The following is an 18,454-nucleotide window of genomic DNA, read 5'->3' as shown; positions in this document are numbered from 1 at the left end:
GTACGCGGCGGGCGGCGGGGCGGCCGGGAGTGGCGGTGCGGCGAAGCCGGTGGTGCGGAGTTCACCGTCCGTCGCGCCGAGCGCCGATGACAAGGCGGTCGCGCCGCTCAAGGGCAAGGTCGTGGTCATCGACCCCGGGCACAACGTGGACAACTTCCGGCACACGGCCGAGATCAACCGCCAGGTGGACGTCGGCAACGGCCGCAAGGAGTGCGACACCACCGGTACGTCCACGAACGACGGTTACGCCGAGGCACGGTTCACGCTCGATGTGGCGCACCGGCTGCGCGCGTTGCTGGAGCGGCAGGGTGCCACCGTACGGCTGACCCATGACGAGAAGGGCCCGGACTGGGGGCCCTGCGTTAACGAGCGGGCGGAGATCGGCAACAAGGCGCACGCGGACGCGGCGATCTCGATCCACGCCGACGGTGCGCCGGTGGGCGACCGGGGCTTCCATGTGATCCTGCCGGGCGCCGTGCACGCGGGCGGCGCCGACACCCGGCCGATCGTCGGGCCCTCGCGCGATCTGGGTGAGCGCATCGCGTCGGACTTCCGGCGGGTGACCGGTGAGCCGCCGTCCAACTACATCGGCCACGGCACCGCGCTCGATACCCGCACGGACCTCGGCGGTCTCAATCTGTCAACGGTTCCCAAGGTGTTCATCGAGTGCGGGAACATGCGCGACGACACGGACGCCGCCCTGCTGACCAGCGGCTCCTGGCGGCAGAAGGCCGCGCAGGGGATGTCTGAGGGAATCGTGGAATTCTTGAATAAGTAAGCCAGTGAAACAGCTTACCGAAGCTTCCTTCGAGCATGCTCAGTTTTTCCTCAACCAAGTTGCAGCACCACCCTCTCCATGGTCAACTTGCGTTGACCAAAATAAGGCTCACTCGAAGCCTTCAGTTGTTGCACCATGGGGGGTCTCATGAACTTTCGAAATGCTCGTAGCAGCGCGGCGGTCGCCGCACTGACCATGAGTTTCGTCGGGGTGAACTTCGCAGCTCAAGCCCACTCGGCACCTCTCCACACACCCACGACCCGCGCAGTGACCACCAAGGCATCGAGCGGTTGGATCGCCGAGCGCCTGATCAACGTTCGGTCGCTCGGAACTTCCTGCGGAAAGACGCCCATTGCCGAGGCATCTGGTCGAGGAAAGATGACGCTCCGCATCGACCAGACTGAGTCTGTCAGCACTTCTTTGTCGGCGAACATCAACGTCACCAAGGGTGTAGTCAGCGCGGGCGTTGGATGGGACGTGACGAAATCACGCAGCATAACCGTGAGCGGCTCGAAGGAAGTTCCCAGCGGTAAGTACGGAACCCTGAAAGCCTACGCGAAGTACTCCGGGAAGAAGTTCGACGCCCAGGGAACAAATGGGGGCAGCTGGATGACTGTCGGACACAACCAGACGGCTTACAAGCCAATTGGTGTCTGTTTCAAGTACAGCCAGCGATAGCGGGACGGCTCCGAGTTCTGGGTCGTCGTGAGGAGCCTACCCCGGTGCGCCCTGACGCATGGGATCTCTGAGGGAATCGTGAGTTTCCTGCACGAGTCCCGACTGAGGAGGCAACCGGCCGGACAGCCGGATCTTGCGGACGGTAGGGTCTAGCGACGACGAGACGACTCACGAAGGACCTGAAGTGAACATCCGCTCCCTCACTAGAGGCGACGGCGTGGTGATCGGAGCAGCGGTGTTGCTGTTCATCGCGTCGTTCCTCGACCTCTACTCCTACTCGGCCGCCGGATACTCGGGCAGCCAGGGCGTGTGGGACAACCTCGGGACGGGCCTCGGCACGTACATGGGGGCCGTCATCGGTGCCGTACTGATCGTGCTCAACCGCTGCCTGCCGCAGCCGCGCAAGGTGCTCGGCCTGGATCTCGGCGTGGTGGGCACGGCATTCACGATCCTCTCCGCCTGGACCCTGTTCTGGACGCTCGTGGACGTGCAGAACGGGGTCGACGCGGGCGCCGGGCTCGTGCTCGGTTTCATCGCCGCGCTGGTCCTCGCCGGTGCCGCCGTCGCCGGCCCGCTGGTTCCGGCGCTCCAGGGCGCGCTGGTCCCGGCGCCCAAGCCTCTCGCGCCGAGCCCGTACGGCGCGCAGCCGTCCGCCGGTTACGGCTACCCGGGCGCCCAGGGTGCCCCGCAGCAGCCGTACGGCGCCCAGCCGCAGCAGGGCGGCCAGCCGTACGGATCGCCGCAGCCGGCGCCCGCGGGGGGTGCCGCGCCGCAGCAGGCCGCTCCGGCGGACTTCTCGCCGTTCTGGTTCGCGGTGCCGGTGACCCGTCCGCTGTTCGCGGAGGACGGTTCGCCCGCGCCGATCGCCGAACTGGCGCCGGGCACCTGGTACTTGGCGGTCGAGCAGCGTGGCGCCACGCTGATCGCCCAGACCCAGGACGGCCGTCGCGGCGTGCTCCAGGACACCTCGGGCATCCAGCGCGGCTGAGCAGTCACACCCAGGGCCACGGCCCCTCGCCCTTCCGGGTGGGGGGCCGTTGTCGTACAGTCGCCTCCCTGTCATATAACTGACGATGCGTCAGCAGGAGGGCGTATGCGGCTCGGTCTCGCGCTCGGGTACTGGGGGCGGGGCCCGGACGCCGCCCATGTGCCGCTCGCGCAGGAGGCGGAACGGCTCGGTTACGACTCCGTGTGGACGGCCGAGTCCTGGGGCTCGGACGCCTTCACCCCACTCACCTGGATCGCCGCGCGGACCTCGACGATCAAGCTGGGTACGGCCGTTGCCCAGATGGCGGCGCGCTCCCCGGTCACCACCGCGATGCACGCGCTCACCCTGGACCACCTCTCCGGCGGGCGGATGATGCTGGGGCTCGGGCTGTCCGGGCCGCAGGTGGTGGAGGGCTGGTACGGCCGCCCGTTCCCGGCGTCGCCGCTGACCGCGACCCGGGAGTACGTGGACGTCGTACGGCAGGTGCTGCGCCGCACCGCGCCGGTGTCGCTGGACGGGCGGTTCCATCCGCTGCCGTACCGGGGCCCGGACGGCACCGGGCTGGGCAAGCCGCTCAAGCCGATCACGCATCCGCTGCGGGCCGGGCTCCCCGTGCTGCTCGGTGCGGAAGGGCCCCGGAACGTGGCGCAGACGGTACGGATCGCCGACGGCTGGCTGCCGCTGTACTGGGCGCCGGACCGGCCCGAGGTGTACGGCGACGCGGTGCGGGACCTGCCCGCGGGGTTCCGGGTGGCGCCCATGGTCCGGGTGAAGGTGTGCGACGACGTGGCCGAGGGGCTGCTGCCGGTGAAGGCGATGCTCGGCTTCTACATCGGCGGCATGGGACACGCCTCCCGGAACTTCCACGCCGATCTGATGGCCCGGATGGGATATCCCGAAGCGGCGCGCCGGGTACAGGAGTTGTTCCTGGCGGGGCGGCGCGAGGAGGCGGTGTGCGCCGTGCCGGACGCCTTCGCCGACGAGATCTCACTGGTCGGCCCCCGCGCCCGGATCGCGAAGCGGCTGGAGGCGTGGCGCAGGGGCCCGGTGACCGACCTGCTGGCCCTGTCACCGGACCCCTGCACACTCCGCGTGCTCGCGGAACTGAACTCCTAGGCGCTTCGGGGGACTTACTGGCCGCCGCTGCGGAGCTGGCCCGCCGTCGGCACCTTGTTCTGGACCGGGGCGCCCGCGCCCTTCCCCGCGTCCTTCACATTGTTGATGACGTTGTTGAAGTCGCTCGCCGCGCCGGTGTCACCGTGCCGCAGCTTGGCCGGCAGGTCCTTCAGGTTCTCGATGCTCTTGCTCAGCGGCGCGAGGGCCTTGGAGAGCAGCGGGTCGCCCTTGGCATTGCGCTCGGCGGCCTTCAGCCGGTTGTAGGTGAACAGACCGGCGACACCGGCCTTCACCAGGGCCAGCCTGCGGCCATGGGCACCCTTCTTGAACTTGCCCGCCTTCCACGGCTTGTAGATCCACTCGTAGGTGGCACCGGCCGCGAGGCCCGCGTTCGCCACGAACCTGGTCTTGGCGAACCGCTGCTTCTCGGCGGAAGTGGTGGGGCTGGGCTCGGCCGCGGGCTGGTTCAGTGCCGCGGCGGTGACCGCCGTCTTGGTGTTGGTGTGGGAACCGGCGTTGCTGTTTCCGCAGGCCGTGCCACCGGCCACCAGGGCGCAGCACACGGCCAGCGCCAGGCAGAGACGCCGTATCGGTACAGGCACGAGGTCCTCCCGACGTGTCTTTCCGAGTAGGGAGCTTCCTTCTCCACCGTTACTCCGCACACGTGGTTACGCCACTCGGGGGAAACGCCGGGAGGGACGACGCCGACGACGGACAGGTCAGGTCAGGTCAGGTCAGGTCAGGTCAGGTCAGCAGCAGTCCGGGTCAAGGCCCGCCGGGAGGTGCGTGCCGCCGAAGACCGCGCAGGTCGCCTCGTGCCCGCCGAGCGCGGCGACCGCGAGCAGCAGGGAACCCGCGGTCCAGGTGGTCAGCTCGCGCGGCCAGATCGCCTCGTCGTCGAAGACGTAACCCGTCCAGTACAGACCGGAGTCGGCGTCCCGCAGATGCTGCACGGACGTGAGGATCTCAAGCGCCCGGTCCGACTCCCCCACCGCCCACAGCGCGAGCGCCAGTTCGCAGGACTCGCCGCCGGTCACCCAGGGATTGGGTACGACACAGCGCACCCCGAGGCCCGGTACGACGAACCGGTCCCAGGACTGGGCTATCCGTGCCTCGGCCTCCGCGCCGGTCAGGGCGCCGCCGAGGACGGGGTAGTACCAGTCCATCGAGTAGCGGTCCTTGTCCAGGAACCGCTCCGGGTGCCTGCGGATCGCGTGCCGCAGCGCGCCGGCCGCCAACTCCCAGTCGGGCTGCGCCTCTTCACGCTGCTCGGCGATGGCGAGCGCACAGCGCAGCGCCTGGTGGATGGAGGAGCTGCCGGTGAGCAGGGCGTCCGTGGCCGGCGTCCCGTCCTCGTCGCGCCGCCAGCCGATCTGCCCGCCGGGCTGCTGGAGGCCGAGCACCCACTCCACGGCCGCGTAGACGCAGGGCCACATGCGGTCCAGGAACGTGTCGTCGCCCGTGGACAGGTAGTGGTGCCAGACGCCGACGGCTATGTACGCCACGAAGTTGGACTCGCGGGCGCGGTCGGTGACCTCGTCATGGGCGCCGTCCGCGTAGGCCGCGTACCAGGAGCCGTCCTCGTTCTGGTGCCGGGCGAGCCACCGGTAGGCGCGCTCGGCGGCCTCGTGCTCACCGGCCGCGTCCAGGGCCATCGCGGCCTCGGTGTGGTCCCACGGGTCCAGGTGGTGGCCCCGGAACCACGGGATCGCGCCGTCCTCCCGCTGCACGGAGAGGATGCCGCGTACGGTCGCGGCAGCCTGCTCGGCGGTGAGGACCCCGGGCAGGACGAGGTGTTCTGTCCGGGGGGTGGTCACTGGGCGGCCGCCTCCTCGGCGAGCCGGGGCAGGTGCGGCTTGGTCGCGTAGACCACGAAGCTCTTGCCCATCACCGGGTTGAGGGTGCGCTCGGCGAGCCGGGTGGCCAGCGGCTTCTTCATGATGTCCCAGACCAGGAGCTTGTGGTACGCGCGCACCGGCAGCGCCTTGTCGTTGTCGACGCCGAAGGCGCACTTCAGCCACCAGTAGGGGGCGTGCAGGGCGTGCGCGTGGTGGCTGCCGTACGGCTTCAGACCGGCCTCGCGGACCTTCGCCACCAGCTCGTCCGCCTTGTAGATGCGGATGTGGCCGCCCTCGACCTCGTGATAGGCGTCGGACAGCGCCCAGCAGACCTTCTCCGGGCCGTAGCGGGGCACGGTGACCGCGATCCGGCCGCCGGGGCGCAGCACGCGCACCATCTCGGCGAGCACGCCCTTGTCGTCGGGGATGTGCTCCATCACCTCGGAGATGATCACCACGTCGAACGAGTCGTCCGGGAACGGCAGCGCCAGCGCGTCGCCCTCCATCGCGGTCGCGGTGGCGCCCTCGGGGGCCTCGCCGGCCTCCTTCATCGCCGCGAACCACTTGGTGACCTCGCGGATTTCCTCGGCGTTCTGGTCGAGGGCCACGACCTGGGCGCCGCGCCGGTAACACTCGAACGCGTGCCGGCCGGCTCCGCAGCCGAGGTCCAGGACGCGGTCTCCCGGGGCGATGGGGAACCGGGAGAAGTCGACGGTCAGCACGTGGCCCTGCTTTCGGGATAGACGCTGGTGTCACTCGGAGGGGTCGCGGAGACGGCGACGCCGGCCGAGGCCGCGTCGGCGGCCTCGGCGAGGGCCGCGGTGCGGCCGGGGGTCGGGGGCGCGGAGCGGCGGGGGGCCGCGGCGGAGGCGCCGGGCGCGGAGCGGGCGATGGCCTCGCGGTACCGCGCCACGGTGCCCTGGGCCGCCCGGGCCCAGGTGAAGTTGGCGAGGACCCGTTCGCGGCCCGCCGCGCCGAGCCGGGCACGCAGTTCGGCGTCGCCCAGCAGCCGGCCGAGGCCCGCCGCCAGTGCTCCCGCGTCGCCGGGCGGCACCGCGAGGCAGGTCTCGCCGTCGCGGCCCGCGACCTCGGGGATCGCGCCGCCGGTGGTGGCGAGCAGCGGGGTCCCGGTGGCCATGGCCTCCGCGGCGGGCAGCGAGAACCCCTCGTACAGCGAGGGCACACAGGCGACCTCGGCGGAGCGGATCAAGTCGACCAGTTCGGCGTCCGAGATGCCCTTGACGAACTCGACGGCGCCGTCCAGGCCGTACCGTTCGATCGCCTGGGCGACCGGCCCCTCCTCGGGGCGCTTGCCGACGACGACGAGATGCGCGGCCGGGTGCTCGGTGCGCACCTTGGCCAGCGCCTCCACGAGGAACACCAGCCCCTTGAGCGGCACATCGGCACTGGAGGTGGTGACGATCCGCCCCGGTACCTCGGGCACCGCCGGATTCGGCGCGAACAGATCGGTGTCGGCGCCGATATGGACCACGTGGATACGGTCCTGCCGCACCCCGAGATGGTCGACGATCTCCTGCCGGGAGCTGCCGGAGACGGTGAGCACCGAGGGCAGCCGGCGCGCGACCCGCTTCTGCATCCGGGTGAAGGCGTACCAGCGGCGCACCGAGTACCGGCGCTGCCGGCCCTCGGCCGCGTCCAGCTCCAGCTGCCGGTCCACGGTGATGGGGTGGTGGATGGTGGTGACCAGCGGCGCGCCGATGTCGCCGAGGAGGCCGTAGCCGAGGGTCTGGTTGTCGTGGACGACGTCGAAGTCGCCGCGCCGGGCCCGCAGCATCCGGCGGGCGCGCAGCGAGAAGGTGAGCGGCTCGGGGAAGCCGCCGGTCCACATCGTGCCCACTTCCAGGGCGTCGATCCAGTCCCGGTACTCGCCGCGGCCGGGGGTGCGGAAGGGGTCGGGCTGGCGGTAGAGGTCGAGGCTCGGCAGCTCGGTCAGGGTGAGCGCGGGGTAGCCCTCGTCGAGCACGGGGTAGGGCTGGGAGCCGATGACCTCGACGCGGTGTCCGAGGCGGGCCAGCTCGCGCGAGAGGTGCCGTACGTAGACGCCCTGCCCGCCGCAGAACGGGTTGCCTTTATAGGTGAGGAGCGCGATGTCGAGCGGTCGCTCTCCGTCGGCGGCGAAGTCCTCACGGGCACCCGCTTCCCGGGCCTCGGCGGTCACTCTGTGCCCCCTTCTGCCTGCACTGTCCCGCGAGACTACGACGGGACGCTAATCTAGAACAAGTTTCAGACTTGATCGTTCAAGAGCCTCTGAATCTACCGGCAGGTAGGGGTGCTGTGAGCAGTGGATCAGGTGATTCACGCCACGGCGCGCGGTCCTGCCATGCTGTCTGATCACGTGCCCTACCGACACCCTCACCGATTGTCACGGAACGGGACCCATGCCTGCGGAAGCCAGTACGTCGCGCCCTCCCTCGCCGCCCCTCACGGAGCGTCAGGAAGCCCGCCGTCGCCGGATCCTGCACGCGAGCGCGCAGCTGGCGGGCCGGGGTGGGTTCGACGCGGTGCAGATGCGCGAGGTGGCCGAGTCCTCCCAGGTGGCTCTGGGCACGCTGTACCGGTACTTCCCGTCCAAGGTGCATCTGCTGGTGGCCACCATGCAGGACCAGCTGGAGCGGATGCACGGCACCCTGCGCCGCAAGCCGCCCGCCGGTGACACCGCGGCCGAGCGGGTCGCCGAGACCCTGATGCGGGCCTTCCGGGCGCTGCAGCGCGAGCCGCATCTGGCCGACGCCATGGTCCGCGCGCTGACCTTCGCGGACCGCAGTGTCAGCCCCGAGGTGGACCAGGTGTCCCGGCAGACCACGGCGATCATCCTGGACGCGATGGGCCTGGACGACCCGAGCCCCGAGCAGCTCTCCGCCGTCCGGGTCATCGAGCACACCTGGCACTCGGCCCTCATCACCTGGCTCTCCGGCCGTGCCTCCATCGCCCAGGTGAAGATCGACATCGAGACGGTCTGCCGGCTGATCGACCTGACCGCCCCGAAGGAGTAGCACGGGGCCCGCTCACTCCTCGGGCGGGAACACCGGCTCCCCGCTGCCCCGCAGGGTGATCGAGATGGCCTCCGCGGGGCAGGTCTCGGCCGCGGTGAGGACGGGTTCGGCGGCGTCGGTGTCCGGCTCCGTCGGACGGGACCGGCGGGCGGAGTCGAGGCGGAAGTGCTCCGGCGCGTGGTGCAGGCACTGGCCCGAGCCGACACACAGGGAGCGGTCGACCTCGATGTGCCAGCGGTCGGCCATGGCTCACGCCCCCGCCGGGAGGTGGATCATCTTGTGCTCCAGATAGGCGCCGTACCCCTCGGGCCCGAACTCCCGCCCGATCCCGGAGTTCTTGTAGCCGCCGAAGGGGCCCAGCATGTCCAGGCTGAAGGTGTTGACGCTGTAGGTGCCGGTGCGCACCCGGCGGGCGACCTCGATGCCGCGCTCGACGTCGGCGGTCCACACACTGCCGGAGAGGCCGTACTCGGAGTCGTCGGCGATCCGTACGGCCTCCCGCTCGTCGCCGTACGGCAGCAGGCAGACGACCGGCCCGAAGATCTCCTCGCGGGCGATCCGCATGGCGTTGTCGACGCCTCCGAAGAGGGTCGGCTCGACGTACCAGCCGCGCTCGAGACCTGCCGGACGGCCGCCGCCGGCGAGGACTTTGGCGCCCTCCTCCTGGCCGACGCGGATGTAGTCGAGGCTGCGCGCCCGCTGGCGGCGGGCGACCAGCGGGCCGACCTGGGTGGCGGGGTCCAGCGGGTCGCCGACCACGAGATCGGCCGCGGCGCGGGCGAAGGCGTCGGCGAACTCGTCGTAGCGGGCGCGCGGCACGAGGATGCGGGTCTGGGCCACACAGGCCTGCCCGTTGTTCATCCAGGCCGCCGGTACGATCCCCGCGACCGCCGTCGCGAGATCCGCGTCCGGCAGCACGATCGCCGCCGACTTGCCGCCCAACTCCAGCGTGACCCGGGTGAGTTGTCGGGCCGCGACCGCCATCACCCGCCTGCCGGCCGCGAGGGACCCGGTGAAGGACACCTTGTCCAGGCCGGGATGCCCGACCAGGTACTCGCTGACCTCCCGGTCGGCGGGCAGGATGGACAGGACCCCCTCGGGCAGCCCGGCCGCACGGGCGATCTCGCCGAGCAGATAGGCGTCCAGCGGGGATTCCGGGGAGGGTTTGAGTACGACGGTGCAGCCGGTCAGCAGCGCGGGCGCGAGCTTGGCGGCGGCGACGAACTGGGGCACGTTCCACGGCACCACGGCCGCCACCACCCCGACCGGCTCCCGGCGCACCAGCAGCGGCCCGAGGGCGCCGTCGCGCCGCTCCTCGTACACGTACTCCCGGGCCACGCGGATCGCCGAGTCCCACACCATCATCGCGCCGAGCGCCTGGGCGAGGACGCTCCAGGAGTACGGGGAGCCGTTCTCGGCGGAGATCACCCGGGCGATCTCCTCGTGCCGGGCGGCGATGCCGTCCTTGATCCGGGTGACGACGCCGATCCGCTCCTCGGGGGTCATGCGCGGCCAGGGTCCCTCGTCGAAGGCCCGACGGGCCGCGGCCACCGCCCGGTCCACGTCCGCGCGCGAGGCGTGCGGGACCCGGCCGATGACCTCCTCGGTGTGCGGGGAGATCACCTCGATGACGTCCTCGCCCAGCGGCTCGGTCAACTCCCCGCCGATGTAGAGCTGTCCGTGTTCCACGAGCCCGGTCATGGCTGCCTCCCAGCGCGCCGCCTGCCGCACACTACTTTCTGACGATGCATCAGAACTGATATCAGTTCCAGTAATAGTGGGCAATGGTCGGGTCGGAGACCGGCGGGCGAAGGGGCGGACCATGGCGCGGACGTTCGATCACGGCGGGGGCGTGCGGTCGATCCGGGTGCCCATCCCGGACAACCCGCTCGGCTACACGCTGGTGTACGTGGTGGACACCGACCGGGGGCCGGTGCTCGTCGACACCGGCTGGGACGACCCCGGATCCTGGGACGTCCTGGTGGCGGGCCTCGACGCCTGCGGCACCGGGGTGTCGGAGGTGACCGGGGTGGTCGTCACCCATCACCACCCGGACCACCACGGGCTGTGCGGGCGGGTGCGCGAGGCGTCCGGGGCGTGGGTGGCGATGCACGCGGCGGACGCGGCGATCGTGCGCAGGACCCGCGAGGCGCGGCCCGAGCGGTGGTACGCGTACATGGCCGCCAAGCTGACGGCGGCGGGGGCGCCGCGGGAGCAGGTGGCGCCGCTGCGGGCAGCCGCGGCGGGCGGCCGGGAGCTGCCCCGGTTCTCCCCCGCGCCGCCGGACCGGGAGATCGTCCCCGGCGAACTCCTCGATCTGCCGGGCCGCCGGCTGCGCGCGATCTGGACCCCGGGGCACACCCCCGGCCATGTCTGTCTGCACCTGGAGGAGGAGCATCCGGGTGAACTCCCGGGCCGGGGCCGTCTGTTCAGCGGCGACCACATGCTCCCCGGGATCACCCCGCACATCGGCCTGTACGAGGATCCCGACGACGCGACCGTGACCGATCCGCTCGGCGACTACCTCGACTCCCTGGAGCGGGTCGGCCGTCTCGGTCCCGCCGAGGTGCTGCCCGCGCACCGGCACGCCTTCACCGACGCGCTCGCGCGGGTACGGGAGTTGCTGGACCACCACGAGGAGCGGCTGCGGGGCCTCCTCGCCCTGCTTGCCGTCCCGCTCACCCCCTGGCAGCTGGCCGAGCGGATGCGCTGGAACCGGCCCTGGGCCGACATCCCGCCCGCCTCCCGCACCATCGCCGTCTCGGAGGCCGAGTCCCATCTGCGCCACCTCCACAAGCAGGGCCGGGTGGAGCCGGTGCCGGGGAGTGACCCGGTGAGGTACGCGGCGGTGTGAATTCCCTTCGCGACCGGGGCTCTTGGGCTGGTACAAGTGGCCCCCGCCCGGGGCCGGGCGGCGCTGCGGGAGTACTTCGGCGGGCGCCCCGCCGACCGGCTCTCCCGGCGGCTGATGTCCAACGTCCTGGTCACGGCCGTCTCCCCGCAGGCGGCGACGGCGGTGTCGTACTTCTCCACCCACCGCGTCGACGGCTACACCGGCGGCCTGGTGCCCGCCGGGCCGCCGGTGCAGATCGGGCACTACGCGGACCGGTTCCGCCGCACCGGCGGGCGCTGGCTGCTCGCCTCCCGGGTGCTCCACCTGCCCTTCGGCGGCCCTACACCCAGGGTTTGAGGCCGGACAGGAAGTCCCGTTCGGCGGCCGTCAGCGGGGGGCCCGACAGGGCGGGCAGCGGGGACCCGGTGAGCGCGTGCAGCAGGGCGTCGGGGCGGAAGAGGCGGGCGGGCGAGGTGCGCAGGGTGGTGACGTCCCAGAGAGCGGAGGCCGCGGCGTAGGAGCCGGTGGCGGCGTGGTTCAGGCGCCGGGAGTAGGCGGCGGCCAGCCGGTCCCCGAGCGTCGGACGGGCGCCCTCCACCCCCGGGTAGAGGACATCGGTACTGACGGCCGCCGTCCACGCGCCCCGGGCCGCACGGGCCACCGTCCGCTGCACCCGCCGGGCAAGACCCGGCGCCTCGATGCCGTGCTCGCGCACCGCCTGCGCCAGCGCGCGGGCGCCGAGCGCGGCGGCGGACATGCCCTGCCCGTAGATCGGGTTGAAGGTGGCCGCCGCGTCCCCGATCGCCACCAGGCGCTCCGGCCACCGGCGCGCGTCCTCCAGATACCGGCGGGAGTTGCTGGTGCTGCGGCTGACATGCACCGGGCCGAGCGGCTCGGCGGCCTCGATCAGCCGGCCCACCAGGGGGCTCGGCAGGTTCAGCGCGTAGGCGAGGAAGGCGTCCGGGTCCTTCGGGGGCTCGCTGCCCCGCATCCCGCCGAGGCTGACCATCCATCTGCCGTCCTCGATCGGCACGATCATGCCGCTGCGGCCGGGCCGCCCGCTCCAGGGGTCGGCCTGCACCAGGGTCATCGGCCAGTCCGGGGCGCCGGGCGGGACGCGGTAGACGCGGGTGGCGTTGGCCAGGCCGCTGTCGACATGGCGCTCGCGGATGCCGCCCACGCCGAGGACGTCGAGCCAGGGCAGCAGCCGGGTGCCCCGGCCGCTCGCGTCCACCACCCAGTCGGCGTCCAGGTCCTCGGGCGGGCCGCCGTCGGCGCCGGCCAGTCGTACGCCGGTCACCCGGCGGGCGCTGCCGCGCAGCCCGCTCACCCGGGCGCGGCGCACCGTGATCTGCGGGTTCGTCTCCAGCACCGCCCGGCGCACGCCCCATTCGAGGAGCGGCCTGCTCGCGGTCATGGTGATGAAGGTGCGGTGCCGCCAGCGCCGGAACCAGCCCGTCGGGGCGAGCGCCAGCAGGTCCGAGCTCAGCGCCGTCTCCCTGGCGCCGGCCGCCACCAGCCGCCCCCGCAGGTCGGCTCCGGGGAGCAGTTCCTCCATCACCGCCATGCCGCCGGGCATCAGCAGATGGGCGTGCCGGGACTGGGGCACTCCCCTGCGGTGCGCGGGTGCCTCGGGCAGCTCGTCGTGGTCAAGTACGACGACCTCGGCCACGGCGGGCGCGAGCGCGGCGGCGGCGAGCAGACCGGCCGGTCCGGCCCCGATGACAACGGCTCTTCGTGCGTTCACGGTTCCCCATTCTTCTGGTGAGACGTCCCGGTGGGACGCCCGGTGACACGTGCGCATGGATATCGTCCCGGCCCCCGCGCCGGGGCGGACGGGTGCCTCGGCCCGGGCCCGCTCAGCTGCGGGCGGTCCGTGCCGTGCCCTCCCGGGCCGCGCTGACGACCGGCGATCCGGCCAACGCCCTGGCCAGCCGCACCAGTTCACCGGTGTCGGAGAAGAGCGCGGTGTGCAGCCGGGAGCCGCTCTCCGGCTCGGGGCTCTCCGGGGGCCGCGGCCGCCCCGCCTGGTGGGCGGCGTCCACGACCATCGCGGCGGCCGCGATGAAGTGCGCCTCGCCCGGCGGGCTGCCCTGGCCGCGGGCCTGCCGGTACGCCGTCTCGCGCACCCGGCCGTCGCAGCGGGACTGGAGGGCGAGCAGCGCGTCGAGGATGCGCAGCTCGCGGTAGTACAGCCGACCGCGCGGCAACTGCCAGCGCGGCGGGGCGGGTTTGGACGCGGTCGGCACATGCCGCAGCTCCGCCCACAGGGGGCGCAGCGCCCGGTAGTCCCAGATGCTGCGCCACTGGGCGAGGGTCGCGGGCAGCAGCCGGGGCAGCACGAAGCCCGCCGCGCACAGCAGGGCGCCCAGCGCGGCGGCGCGCGGGGCGACGCCGGTGGACAGCCGGTCCAGGTCGTACCCCGCCCAACGGGCCACGACCGCCGTCGACTTGGCGCCCTCGAAGCCGAGCACGTCCACGGCCAGGCCGGCCATGATGAGCCGCAGCCCGGTCCGCAGGATCCCGGTCACCTCCCGGGACCAGCGCAGACACACATAGATGGTGATCAGCGCGCAGGCGCCGTGCCCGAACAGGTACAGCACGATCATCTCGCGCATGTACGGCGTGTTCGCGTAGTAGGTGTCGAGGTCCCGCAGCCGTTCGACGGGCGCGTGGGCGAGCGCGAACAGGGTGATGACGGCGATGATCAGCAGGCTGTACACGGTGGCGACCCGCACCACCTGGCTCCGTACCCGGTCGGCGGGTCCTCCGCGCCAGTTGATCAGCAGGATCAGCAGGGAGGCGCTGTAGGCGGAGATGACGCTGTAGGTCATCGGGGCGCCGAAGTTGGGGACATGGGTGAGGTCGTTGACCGCGCCCAGGGTGACGGGGGCCGAGCAGAAGAAGCAGAGCCCGCCGAGGAAGATCGACACACAGGTGGAGGCGGTCAGCGGGTCCCGCAGGGCGAGGCGCGGCCGGCGGAAGATCAGCAGGGCGGTCACGGTGAACAGGCTCGCCACCGTGTACACGATCAGGCTCATGGTGCGGCGGGCCCCCTCAGCACACGGCCAGGGCGCGGTCGCCGCTGTCCTCGGCGAGGGCGTCGGAGACACGCAGCAGCACCGGGAGGTCGGGCCGGTCGGCGAGCGGTACGACCGCCTCCGCCCGCTCCTCGTGCGGCGCCCGGACGGCGGCGGCGATGACGGCGGCCCACGCGGCGGCCTCCGCCTGCTGCGGGTCGGCGCCGGCCCGGGCCCGCTCGGCGTACGTCTGCCGGAACAGGCTCTCGTCCAAGTGGCGCCCCAGATAGTGCAGTCCGTTGTAGATGGAGCTCTGCCGCCAGGTCAGCCAGCGGGTCGCGGAGGGCCACAGCGGGCGCGGCGCGCGCAGACTCTCGCGGGTGAGCGGCCCGGTCAGGGTCCGCTCCAGCGGCCCGAGGCGGACGTACGCCCGCCAGCAGCGCGCCCGGACGGCCAGGAAGGGGGCGAACAGCGGGATCACGATGCCGATGACGGTGATCGCGGCCCCGAGTCCGGCGCAGGCCGCCGGGAAGGTCGTGGCGAGCACGGACCAGTCCCGGCCGCCCCAACGGGCGCCCACGGCGAGGAGTTTGGCCACGCTGTAGCCGCAGCCGACGAGGTTCCCGGCGCCCATCATCACCAGGCCCGCGCGCAGCGAGCCGCGCAACTGCCGGGCCCAGGACAGGGATCGGCACGCGGTGACGACGACGGCGGTCAGATGCGCGCCGAGGTAGAGGACGATCATCTCGGCGATGTACGGCGTGGTGGCGTAGTACGTGTCGAAGTCCGTACGGCGCTCCACGGCCGCGTCGCCGAGGACGAACAGGGCGGCGATGCCCGCGAGTACGGCGGTGTAGCCGAGGGTCCAGCGGCGGATCGCGCGTCCGGTGCCGGGGCCGCCGCGCCAGCGCATGACGAGCGCGAGGGAGGCGGCGCCGTACGCGGTGACGGTCCCGTACGTCAGCGGGGCGGCGAGGTTGGGCACACCGCTGGCGCCGTTGACGAAGCCGACCGTGCCGGGGGCGCCGAGCAGGAAGCACAGCGAGGACAGGGCCAGCACGGCGCTGAGGGTGAGCAGGAAGGGGTCCCGCCAACGGCGCGCCAGATCGGGCGCCTTGGTCAGCAGCCCGAGCCAGAGCAGCCCGCAGCTGGTGTAGTTGATCAGGTCGCTCATCTGGCCCCGCGGTAGTTGAGGGCCGCGCCGATGCGTCCGGCGAGGTCGTCGTGGCCGGAGGTGTGCGCCGCGTACACAGACTCGGGGGAGGCTTTCAGCCAGGGCCGCAGCCGGTCGCCGATCAGCATGCCGAAGAGGTCGGCGCGCTGCTCCGCGGCCTCCAGGAAACGGGTGCGGGCGGCGGTCGCCACGGTGCCGTCGGTGCCGGCGGGCGCGGGGGCGGCCTCGGTGTGCGCGGCGCGGTGCGCGGGGTCGTCGTCGGCCATGTGCCACAGCTCGTGGCCCAGGATCACGAGCTTCATCCAGGGCGGGGCGTCGGCCTCGATCACGATGTCGTCGCGGCCGGCGCGCTCGATCCACAGTCCGGTCGCGGAGGTCCCCGGCGGAAAGTTCGCCTGATGGACGACGATGGGGCGACCGCGCCAGCGGATCGCGGACTCGACCAGGGCGGCCAGCAGATCGCCGGGGTCGGCGGGGATCGACACGCGCAGGGGGTCGATCAGCTCGTTGGCGAACCGGCGCATTTTCCTGGTTGTCCGCACCATTCCCCCGGAGGCTGCGAGCGGTCACGTCTGATCGCAATATGCCAACTCCGCGCCGCTCGGGCCACCTTCACCCGCGGTACCCGGCCGACACAAACGCGACATGCCATGCCAATGGGACATTGCCCGCCCCGTCCGCTGGCCGAAACAGCCACTCCGCACTCCGGTGCGGCACCCCTGCTTTCAGCCAACACGAAAGTGCCCTTAGGCCAGTTGCGCCATGTGCCGCACCAACTCCCCCGCCTCTCCCAGCGATTCCGTCTCCTCCGCGCTCATCGTCGGGTTCCCCGCCCTGCGCCGCAGCGCCTCCCCGACCCCTTCCTCGGTGAGCCGGGAGGGGTCGGCGAGCAGCGCTCCGAGCAGCGCGCGGGCCGGCCCGGCGAGACCGGTGGACCCCACGGCGACCTGGGCGAGGATCACCGCGGACATGCCCCAGTCCAGGGCCGGGCTCCCGTCCTCCGCGTTGGACCAGTCGATGACGCGGGGTCCGTCCGGGGTGAGCATCACGTTGTCGGGGTGCAGATCCAGGTGCAGCACCCGCGCCCCGGGGTCGGCCGGGTCGCGCCCGGGCAGGGCGTGCAGCCGGCGCAGCAGCCCGGCGAGCAGCGCGCCCGCCTCCGCCGGACCCACCCGGCCCTCGACGAGGGCGGCGAGCAGGGTCGGGCCGGACAGCCGCTCCAGGACCAGCTCGGTGCGCGAGCGGGTGGGGCGGACCCGGGGCGCCGGGTAGCCGAGCCGTCGTACGTACGTCATCACGGCCGCCTCGGCCGCCGCGTCCCCCCAGCCCTGGCGGTCACGGCGCAGCACCCACGCGGTGTCGATCTCGTAGACGTCGGCCGTACGGCCCGAGCCGAGGAGCTTTCCCGGTGTTGTCATGGCCGTGACCCTAATCACCGTCACGGTGTGCTCACGGGCACTCGTCGGGTCCCCTGGGGCTGCCGGTAAAGTGGCGGGGTCGTCATCACACCCGTACGGGGGGAAGCCGGTGCAATTCCGGCGCTGACCCTTCCCCAATCCTCGGCTTCGCTCGGATCGGGGAGGCCCCAATCCGTGAGCCATTCCGCACAGGAACCGGTGAGCCGGAACGCCCCGGGGCGGACGTGACCGGCTCGCGTGCGTCGGTGCCTTCGCCGCGCACGGCACCGTCGAGGTATACGGAGTCGAGCCGCCCGGGTCCCCTCCCGTGCGCTGCCCGGCTCCCCGCAGGGAGAGGCAGTCGCCGACCATGAACGTCCGCCGCAATGCCGCGGCTCTCGCCGCCATAGGCGTGCTGGCAGCCGCCGCACCCGCCGTGGCCGCCGGCCCGTCCCCTTCTCCCAAGGCATCGGTCCCGTCCGGTCTCTACGGCACGTCGGACCCCACCTACGACGGTGTGTGGCGCCAGTCGCTCACCCTCGTCGCCCAGCGCACCCTCGGCTACCGCCCGGCCACCGCCGCCGTCGACTGGCTCACCGGCCAGCAGTGCGCGAACGGCTCCTTCGCCGCCTTCCGCGCCGCCCCCGCCGCGTCCTGCGACGCCAAGACCATGGTGGACACCAACAGCACGGCCGCCGCGGTCCAGGCCCTGCACGCGACCGGCGGCCATGACGCCGCCGTCACCAAGGCCGTGGACTGGCTGAAGTCCGTGCAGAACAAGGACGGCGGCTGGGGCTACAACCCCGGCAGCCCCAGCGACACCAACTCCACCTCCGTCGTCGTCGGCGCGCTCGCCGCGACCGGCGCCGACCCGGCGGGTGTCCGCAAGGACGGCAAGTCCCCGTACGACGCGCTGGCCACCTGGTCCATCCCCTGCGACCAGGACGGCGGCGGCGCGCTGGCCTACCAGCCGGACAAGAAGGGCAAGCTGGCCGCCAACGCCGACGCCACCGCCGCCGGGGTGACCGCCGCGCTCAGCAAGGGCTTCGTGGCACAGACCGGCAAGGCACCCGCCGCGGACGCCTGTGCCAAGGCCGGCCACCCCACCCCGGCGCAGATCGCCGACAACGGCGGCGCGTACCTGGCGGCCGCGGTCGCCAAGAGCGGCCATCTGATGTCCGTGATGCCCGGCGCCACGGACCAGCCCGACTACGGCAACACCGCCGACACCGTCGTCGCCCTCGCCGCGGACGGACGCACCGCGGCGGCGAAGAAGGCGTACGCCTTCCTGGAGAAGAGCGCGGGTCCCTGGGCCGCCCAGACCGGCCCCGCGGCGTACGCCCAGCTGATCCTCGCCGCGCACGCCGTCGGCGCCCAGCCCGGCGACTTCGGCGGCACCAGCCTCGTCACCTCCCTCAACGCCCTCGGCCCCGAGCCGCGGATGCAGGCCGCCGCCGACAAGCAGGCCAAGGCGTCCGACGGCAGCTCGCACGCCGGGGTCTGGTGGAGCGTCGGCATCTGCCTCGTCGCGGGCATCGGCATCGGCTTCCTGCTCAGCACCCGCAAGAAGCAGCAGTCGTGACCGCCGTCCGCCGTGCCGTGCCGGTGCTGCTGGCCG

The 18,454-nt window shown here is 72.4% G+C and carries 18 protein-coding genes and 1 pseudogene; 8 read left to right on the top strand and 11 right to left on the bottom strand.

What is annotated here, in order from left to right:
- The 4 genes from CCN72_RS05050 to CCN72_RS05040 form a co-directional block, all read left to right on the top strand.
- Positions 1–778: N-acetylmuramoyl-L-alanine amidase (locus tag CCN72_RS05050; protein ID WP_107430067.1), on the top strand; the 778-nt coding region annotated here is incomplete at its 5' end.
- Positions 779–1,045: 267 nt separating this feature from the next.
- Entirely contained in the window at positions 1,046–1,456 is a 411-nt protein-coding gene (locus tag CCN72_RS38560; RefSeq protein WP_143664043.1) for a hypothetical protein, read from the top strand.
- Positions 1,457–1,673: 217 nt separating this feature from the next.
- The gene (locus CCN72_RS05045) at positions 1,674–2,444 is read left to right on the top strand and encodes a DUF5336 domain-containing protein (RefSeq protein WP_086806497.1); all 771 of its coding nucleotides are present in this window, start codon (positions 1,674–1,676) and stop codon (positions 2,442–2,444) included.
- A gap of 105 nt (positions 2,445–2,549) precedes the next feature.
- Positions 2,550–3,560, top strand: coding sequence for an LLM class F420-dependent oxidoreductase (locus CCN72_RS05040; RefSeq protein ID WP_086806496.1), 1,011 nt, complete (start codon positions 2,550–2,552; stop codon positions 3,558–3,560).
- A gap of 14 nt (positions 3,561–3,574) precedes the next feature.
- Here the strand turns inward: CCN72_RS05040 and CCN72_RS05035 are convergent, their stop codons facing one another.
- From CCN72_RS05035 to CCN72_RS05020, 4 genes are all read right to left on the bottom strand, one after another.
- Positions 3,575–4,162 (bottom strand): hypothetical protein, encoded by a 588-nt coding sequence (locus CCN72_RS05035; protein WP_086806495.1) that lies wholly within the window; start codon positions 4,160–4,162, stop codon positions 3,575–3,577.
- 147 nt (positions 4,163–4,309) lie between these two features.
- On the bottom strand, positions 4,310–5,377 hold the full coding sequence (locus tag CCN72_RS05030; RefSeq protein ID WP_086806494.1) for a prenyltransferase/squalene oxidase repeat-containing protein: 1,068 nt from the start codon (positions 5,375–5,377) through the stop codon (positions 4,310–4,312).
- Positions 5,374–6,120: a class I SAM-dependent methyltransferase gene (locus CCN72_RS05025; protein WP_085564496.1), complete on the bottom strand. Its 747-nt coding sequence runs from the start codon at positions 6,118–6,120 to the stop codon at positions 5,374–5,376. Before CCN72_RS05025 ends, CCN72_RS05030 begins: the two co-directional genes overlap by 4 nt.
- Positions 6,114–7,577, bottom strand: a complete 1,464-nt coding sequence (locus tag CCN72_RS05020) for a glycosyltransferase family 4 protein (RefSeq protein WP_086806493.1) — start codon at positions 7,575–7,577, stop codon at positions 6,114–6,116. Before CCN72_RS05020 ends, CCN72_RS05025 begins: the two co-directional genes overlap by 7 nt.
- A gap of 220 nt (positions 7,578–7,797) precedes the next feature.
- Between CCN72_RS05020 and CCN72_RS05015 the strand changes: the two genes are divergently transcribed.
- Positions 7,798–8,412: a TetR family transcriptional regulator gene (locus CCN72_RS05015; RefSeq protein ID WP_086806492.1), complete on the top strand. Its 615-nt coding sequence runs from the start codon at positions 7,798–7,800 to the stop codon at positions 8,410–8,412.
- 12 nt (positions 8,413–8,424) lie between these two features.
- Here the strand turns inward: CCN72_RS05015 and CCN72_RS05010 are convergent, their stop codons facing one another.
- Both CCN72_RS05010 and CCN72_RS05005 read right to left on the bottom strand, forming a co-directional pair.
- Positions 8,425–8,658: a ferredoxin gene (locus CCN72_RS05010; RefSeq protein ID WP_085564499.1), complete on the bottom strand. Its 234-nt coding sequence runs from the start codon at positions 8,656–8,658 to the stop codon at positions 8,425–8,427.
- Positions 8,659–8,661: 3 nt separating this feature from the next.
- Positions 8,662–10,113, bottom strand: coding sequence for an aldehyde dehydrogenase (locus tag CCN72_RS05005; RefSeq protein ID WP_086806491.1), 1,452 nt, complete (start codon positions 10,111–10,113; stop codon positions 8,662–8,664).
- Positions 10,114–10,234: 121 nt separating this feature from the next.
- Here CCN72_RS05005 and CCN72_RS05000 point away from each other — a divergent pair, with 121 nt between their 5' ends.
- Entirely contained in the window at positions 10,235–11,266 is a 1,032-nt protein-coding gene (locus CCN72_RS05000) for a Strvi_7410 family MBL fold metallo-hydrolase (RefSeq protein ID WP_086806490.1), read from the top strand.
- 48 nt (positions 11,267–11,314) lie between these two features.
- A pseudogene (locus tag CCN72_RS04995) lies at positions 11,315–11,602 on the top strand (nuclear transport factor 2 family protein); the annotation flags it as partial.
- On the opposite strand, the gene CCN72_RS04990 reads toward CCN72_RS04995, so the two are convergent.
- The 5 genes from CCN72_RS04990 to CCN72_RS04970 all read right to left on the bottom strand — a co-directional run bounded on the left by CCN72_RS04990 (position 11,586) and on the right by CCN72_RS04970 (position 16,857).
- Positions 11,586–12,992 (bottom strand): NAD(P)/FAD-dependent oxidoreductase, encoded by a 1,407-nt coding sequence (locus tag CCN72_RS04990; protein WP_244174131.1) that lies wholly within the window; start codon positions 12,990–12,992, stop codon positions 11,586–11,588. The pseudogene CCN72_RS04995 and the gene CCN72_RS04990 sit on opposite strands and share 17 nt — an antisense overlap.
- Before the next feature lie 112 nt (positions 12,993–13,104).
- Entirely contained in the window at positions 13,105–14,286 is a 1,182-nt protein-coding gene (locus CCN72_RS04985) for an MAB_1171c family putative transporter (RefSeq protein WP_086806488.1), read from the bottom strand.
- 16 nt (positions 14,287–14,302) lie between these two features.
- Positions 14,303–15,439, bottom strand: coding sequence for a DUF6545 domain-containing protein (locus CCN72_RS38880; protein ID WP_086806487.1), 1,137 nt, complete (start codon positions 15,437–15,439; stop codon positions 14,303–14,305).
- Positions 15,436–15,963 carry a toxin gene (locus CCN72_RS04975; RefSeq protein WP_202443006.1) on the bottom strand — a complete coding sequence of 176 codons (528 nt, stop codon included), beginning with the start codon at positions 15,961–15,963 and terminating at the stop codon, positions 15,436–15,438. The genes CCN72_RS38880 and CCN72_RS04975 overlap by 4 nt, the downstream gene beginning before the upstream one ends.
- Positions 15,964–16,185: 222 nt before the next feature.
- On the bottom strand, positions 16,186–16,857 hold the full coding sequence (locus CCN72_RS04970; RefSeq protein WP_086806486.1) for a phosphotransferase: 672 nt from the start codon (positions 16,855–16,857) through the stop codon (positions 16,186–16,188).
- A 349-nt stretch (positions 16,858–17,206) separates the two neighbouring features.
- On the opposite strand from CCN72_RS04970, the gene CCN72_RS04965 reads away from it, so the two are divergent.
- Entirely contained in the window at positions 17,207–18,418 is a 1,212-nt protein-coding gene (locus CCN72_RS04965) for an SCO2321 family membrane protein (protein WP_086806485.1), read from the top strand.
- Positions 18,419–18,454 lie beyond the last annotated feature (36 nt).

The sequence above is a fragment of the Streptomyces murinus genome, from assembly GCF_002154555.1.
Lineage (GTDB): Bacteria > Actinomycetota > Actinomycetes > Streptomycetales > Streptomycetaceae > Streptomyces > Streptomyces murinus.
This window is presented reverse-complemented; position numbering and strand designations above follow the sequence as displayed.

Excerpts from the sequence above, each read along its gene's own strand:
- CCN72_RS04985 (WP_086806488.1), bottom strand. The coding sequence starts at position 14,286 with ATGAGCCTGATCGTGTACACGGTGGCGAGCCTGTTCACCGTGACCGCC.
- CCN72_RS04970 (WP_086806486.1), bottom strand. The coding sequence starts at position 16,857 with ATGACAACACCGGGAAAGCTCCTCGGCTCGGGCCGTACGGCCGACGTC.
- CCN72_RS38880 (WP_086806487.1), bottom strand. The coding sequence starts at position 15,439 with ATGAGCGACCTGATCAACTACACCAGCTGCGGGCTGCTCTGGCTCGGG.
- CCN72_RS05000 (WP_086806490.1), top strand. The coding sequence starts at position 10,235 with ATGGCGCGGACGTTCGATCACGGCGGGGGCGTGCGGTCGATCCGGGTG.
- CCN72_RS05015 (WP_086806492.1), top strand. The coding sequence starts at position 7,798 with ATGCCTGCGGAAGCCAGTACGTCGCGCCCTCCCTCGCCGCCCCTCACG.
- CCN72_RS04965 (WP_086806485.1), top strand. The coding sequence starts at position 17,207 with ATGAACGTCCGCCGCAATGCCGCGGCTCTCGCCGCCATAGGCGTGCTG.
- CCN72_RS05040 (WP_086806496.1), top strand. The coding sequence starts at position 2,550 with ATGCGGCTCGGTCTCGCGCTCGGGTACTGGGGGCGGGGCCCGGACGCC.
- CCN72_RS05005 (WP_086806491.1), bottom strand. The coding sequence starts at position 10,113 with ATGACCGGGCTCGTGGAACACGGACAGCTCTACATCGGCGGGGAGTTG.
- CCN72_RS05010 (WP_085564499.1), bottom strand. The coding sequence starts at position 8,658 with ATGGCCGACCGCTGGCACATCGAGGTCGACCGCTCCCTGTGTGTCGGC.
- CCN72_RS04975 (WP_202443006.1), bottom strand. The coding sequence starts at position 15,963 with ATGCGCCGGTTCGCCAACGAGCTGATCGACCCCCTGCGCGTGTCGATC.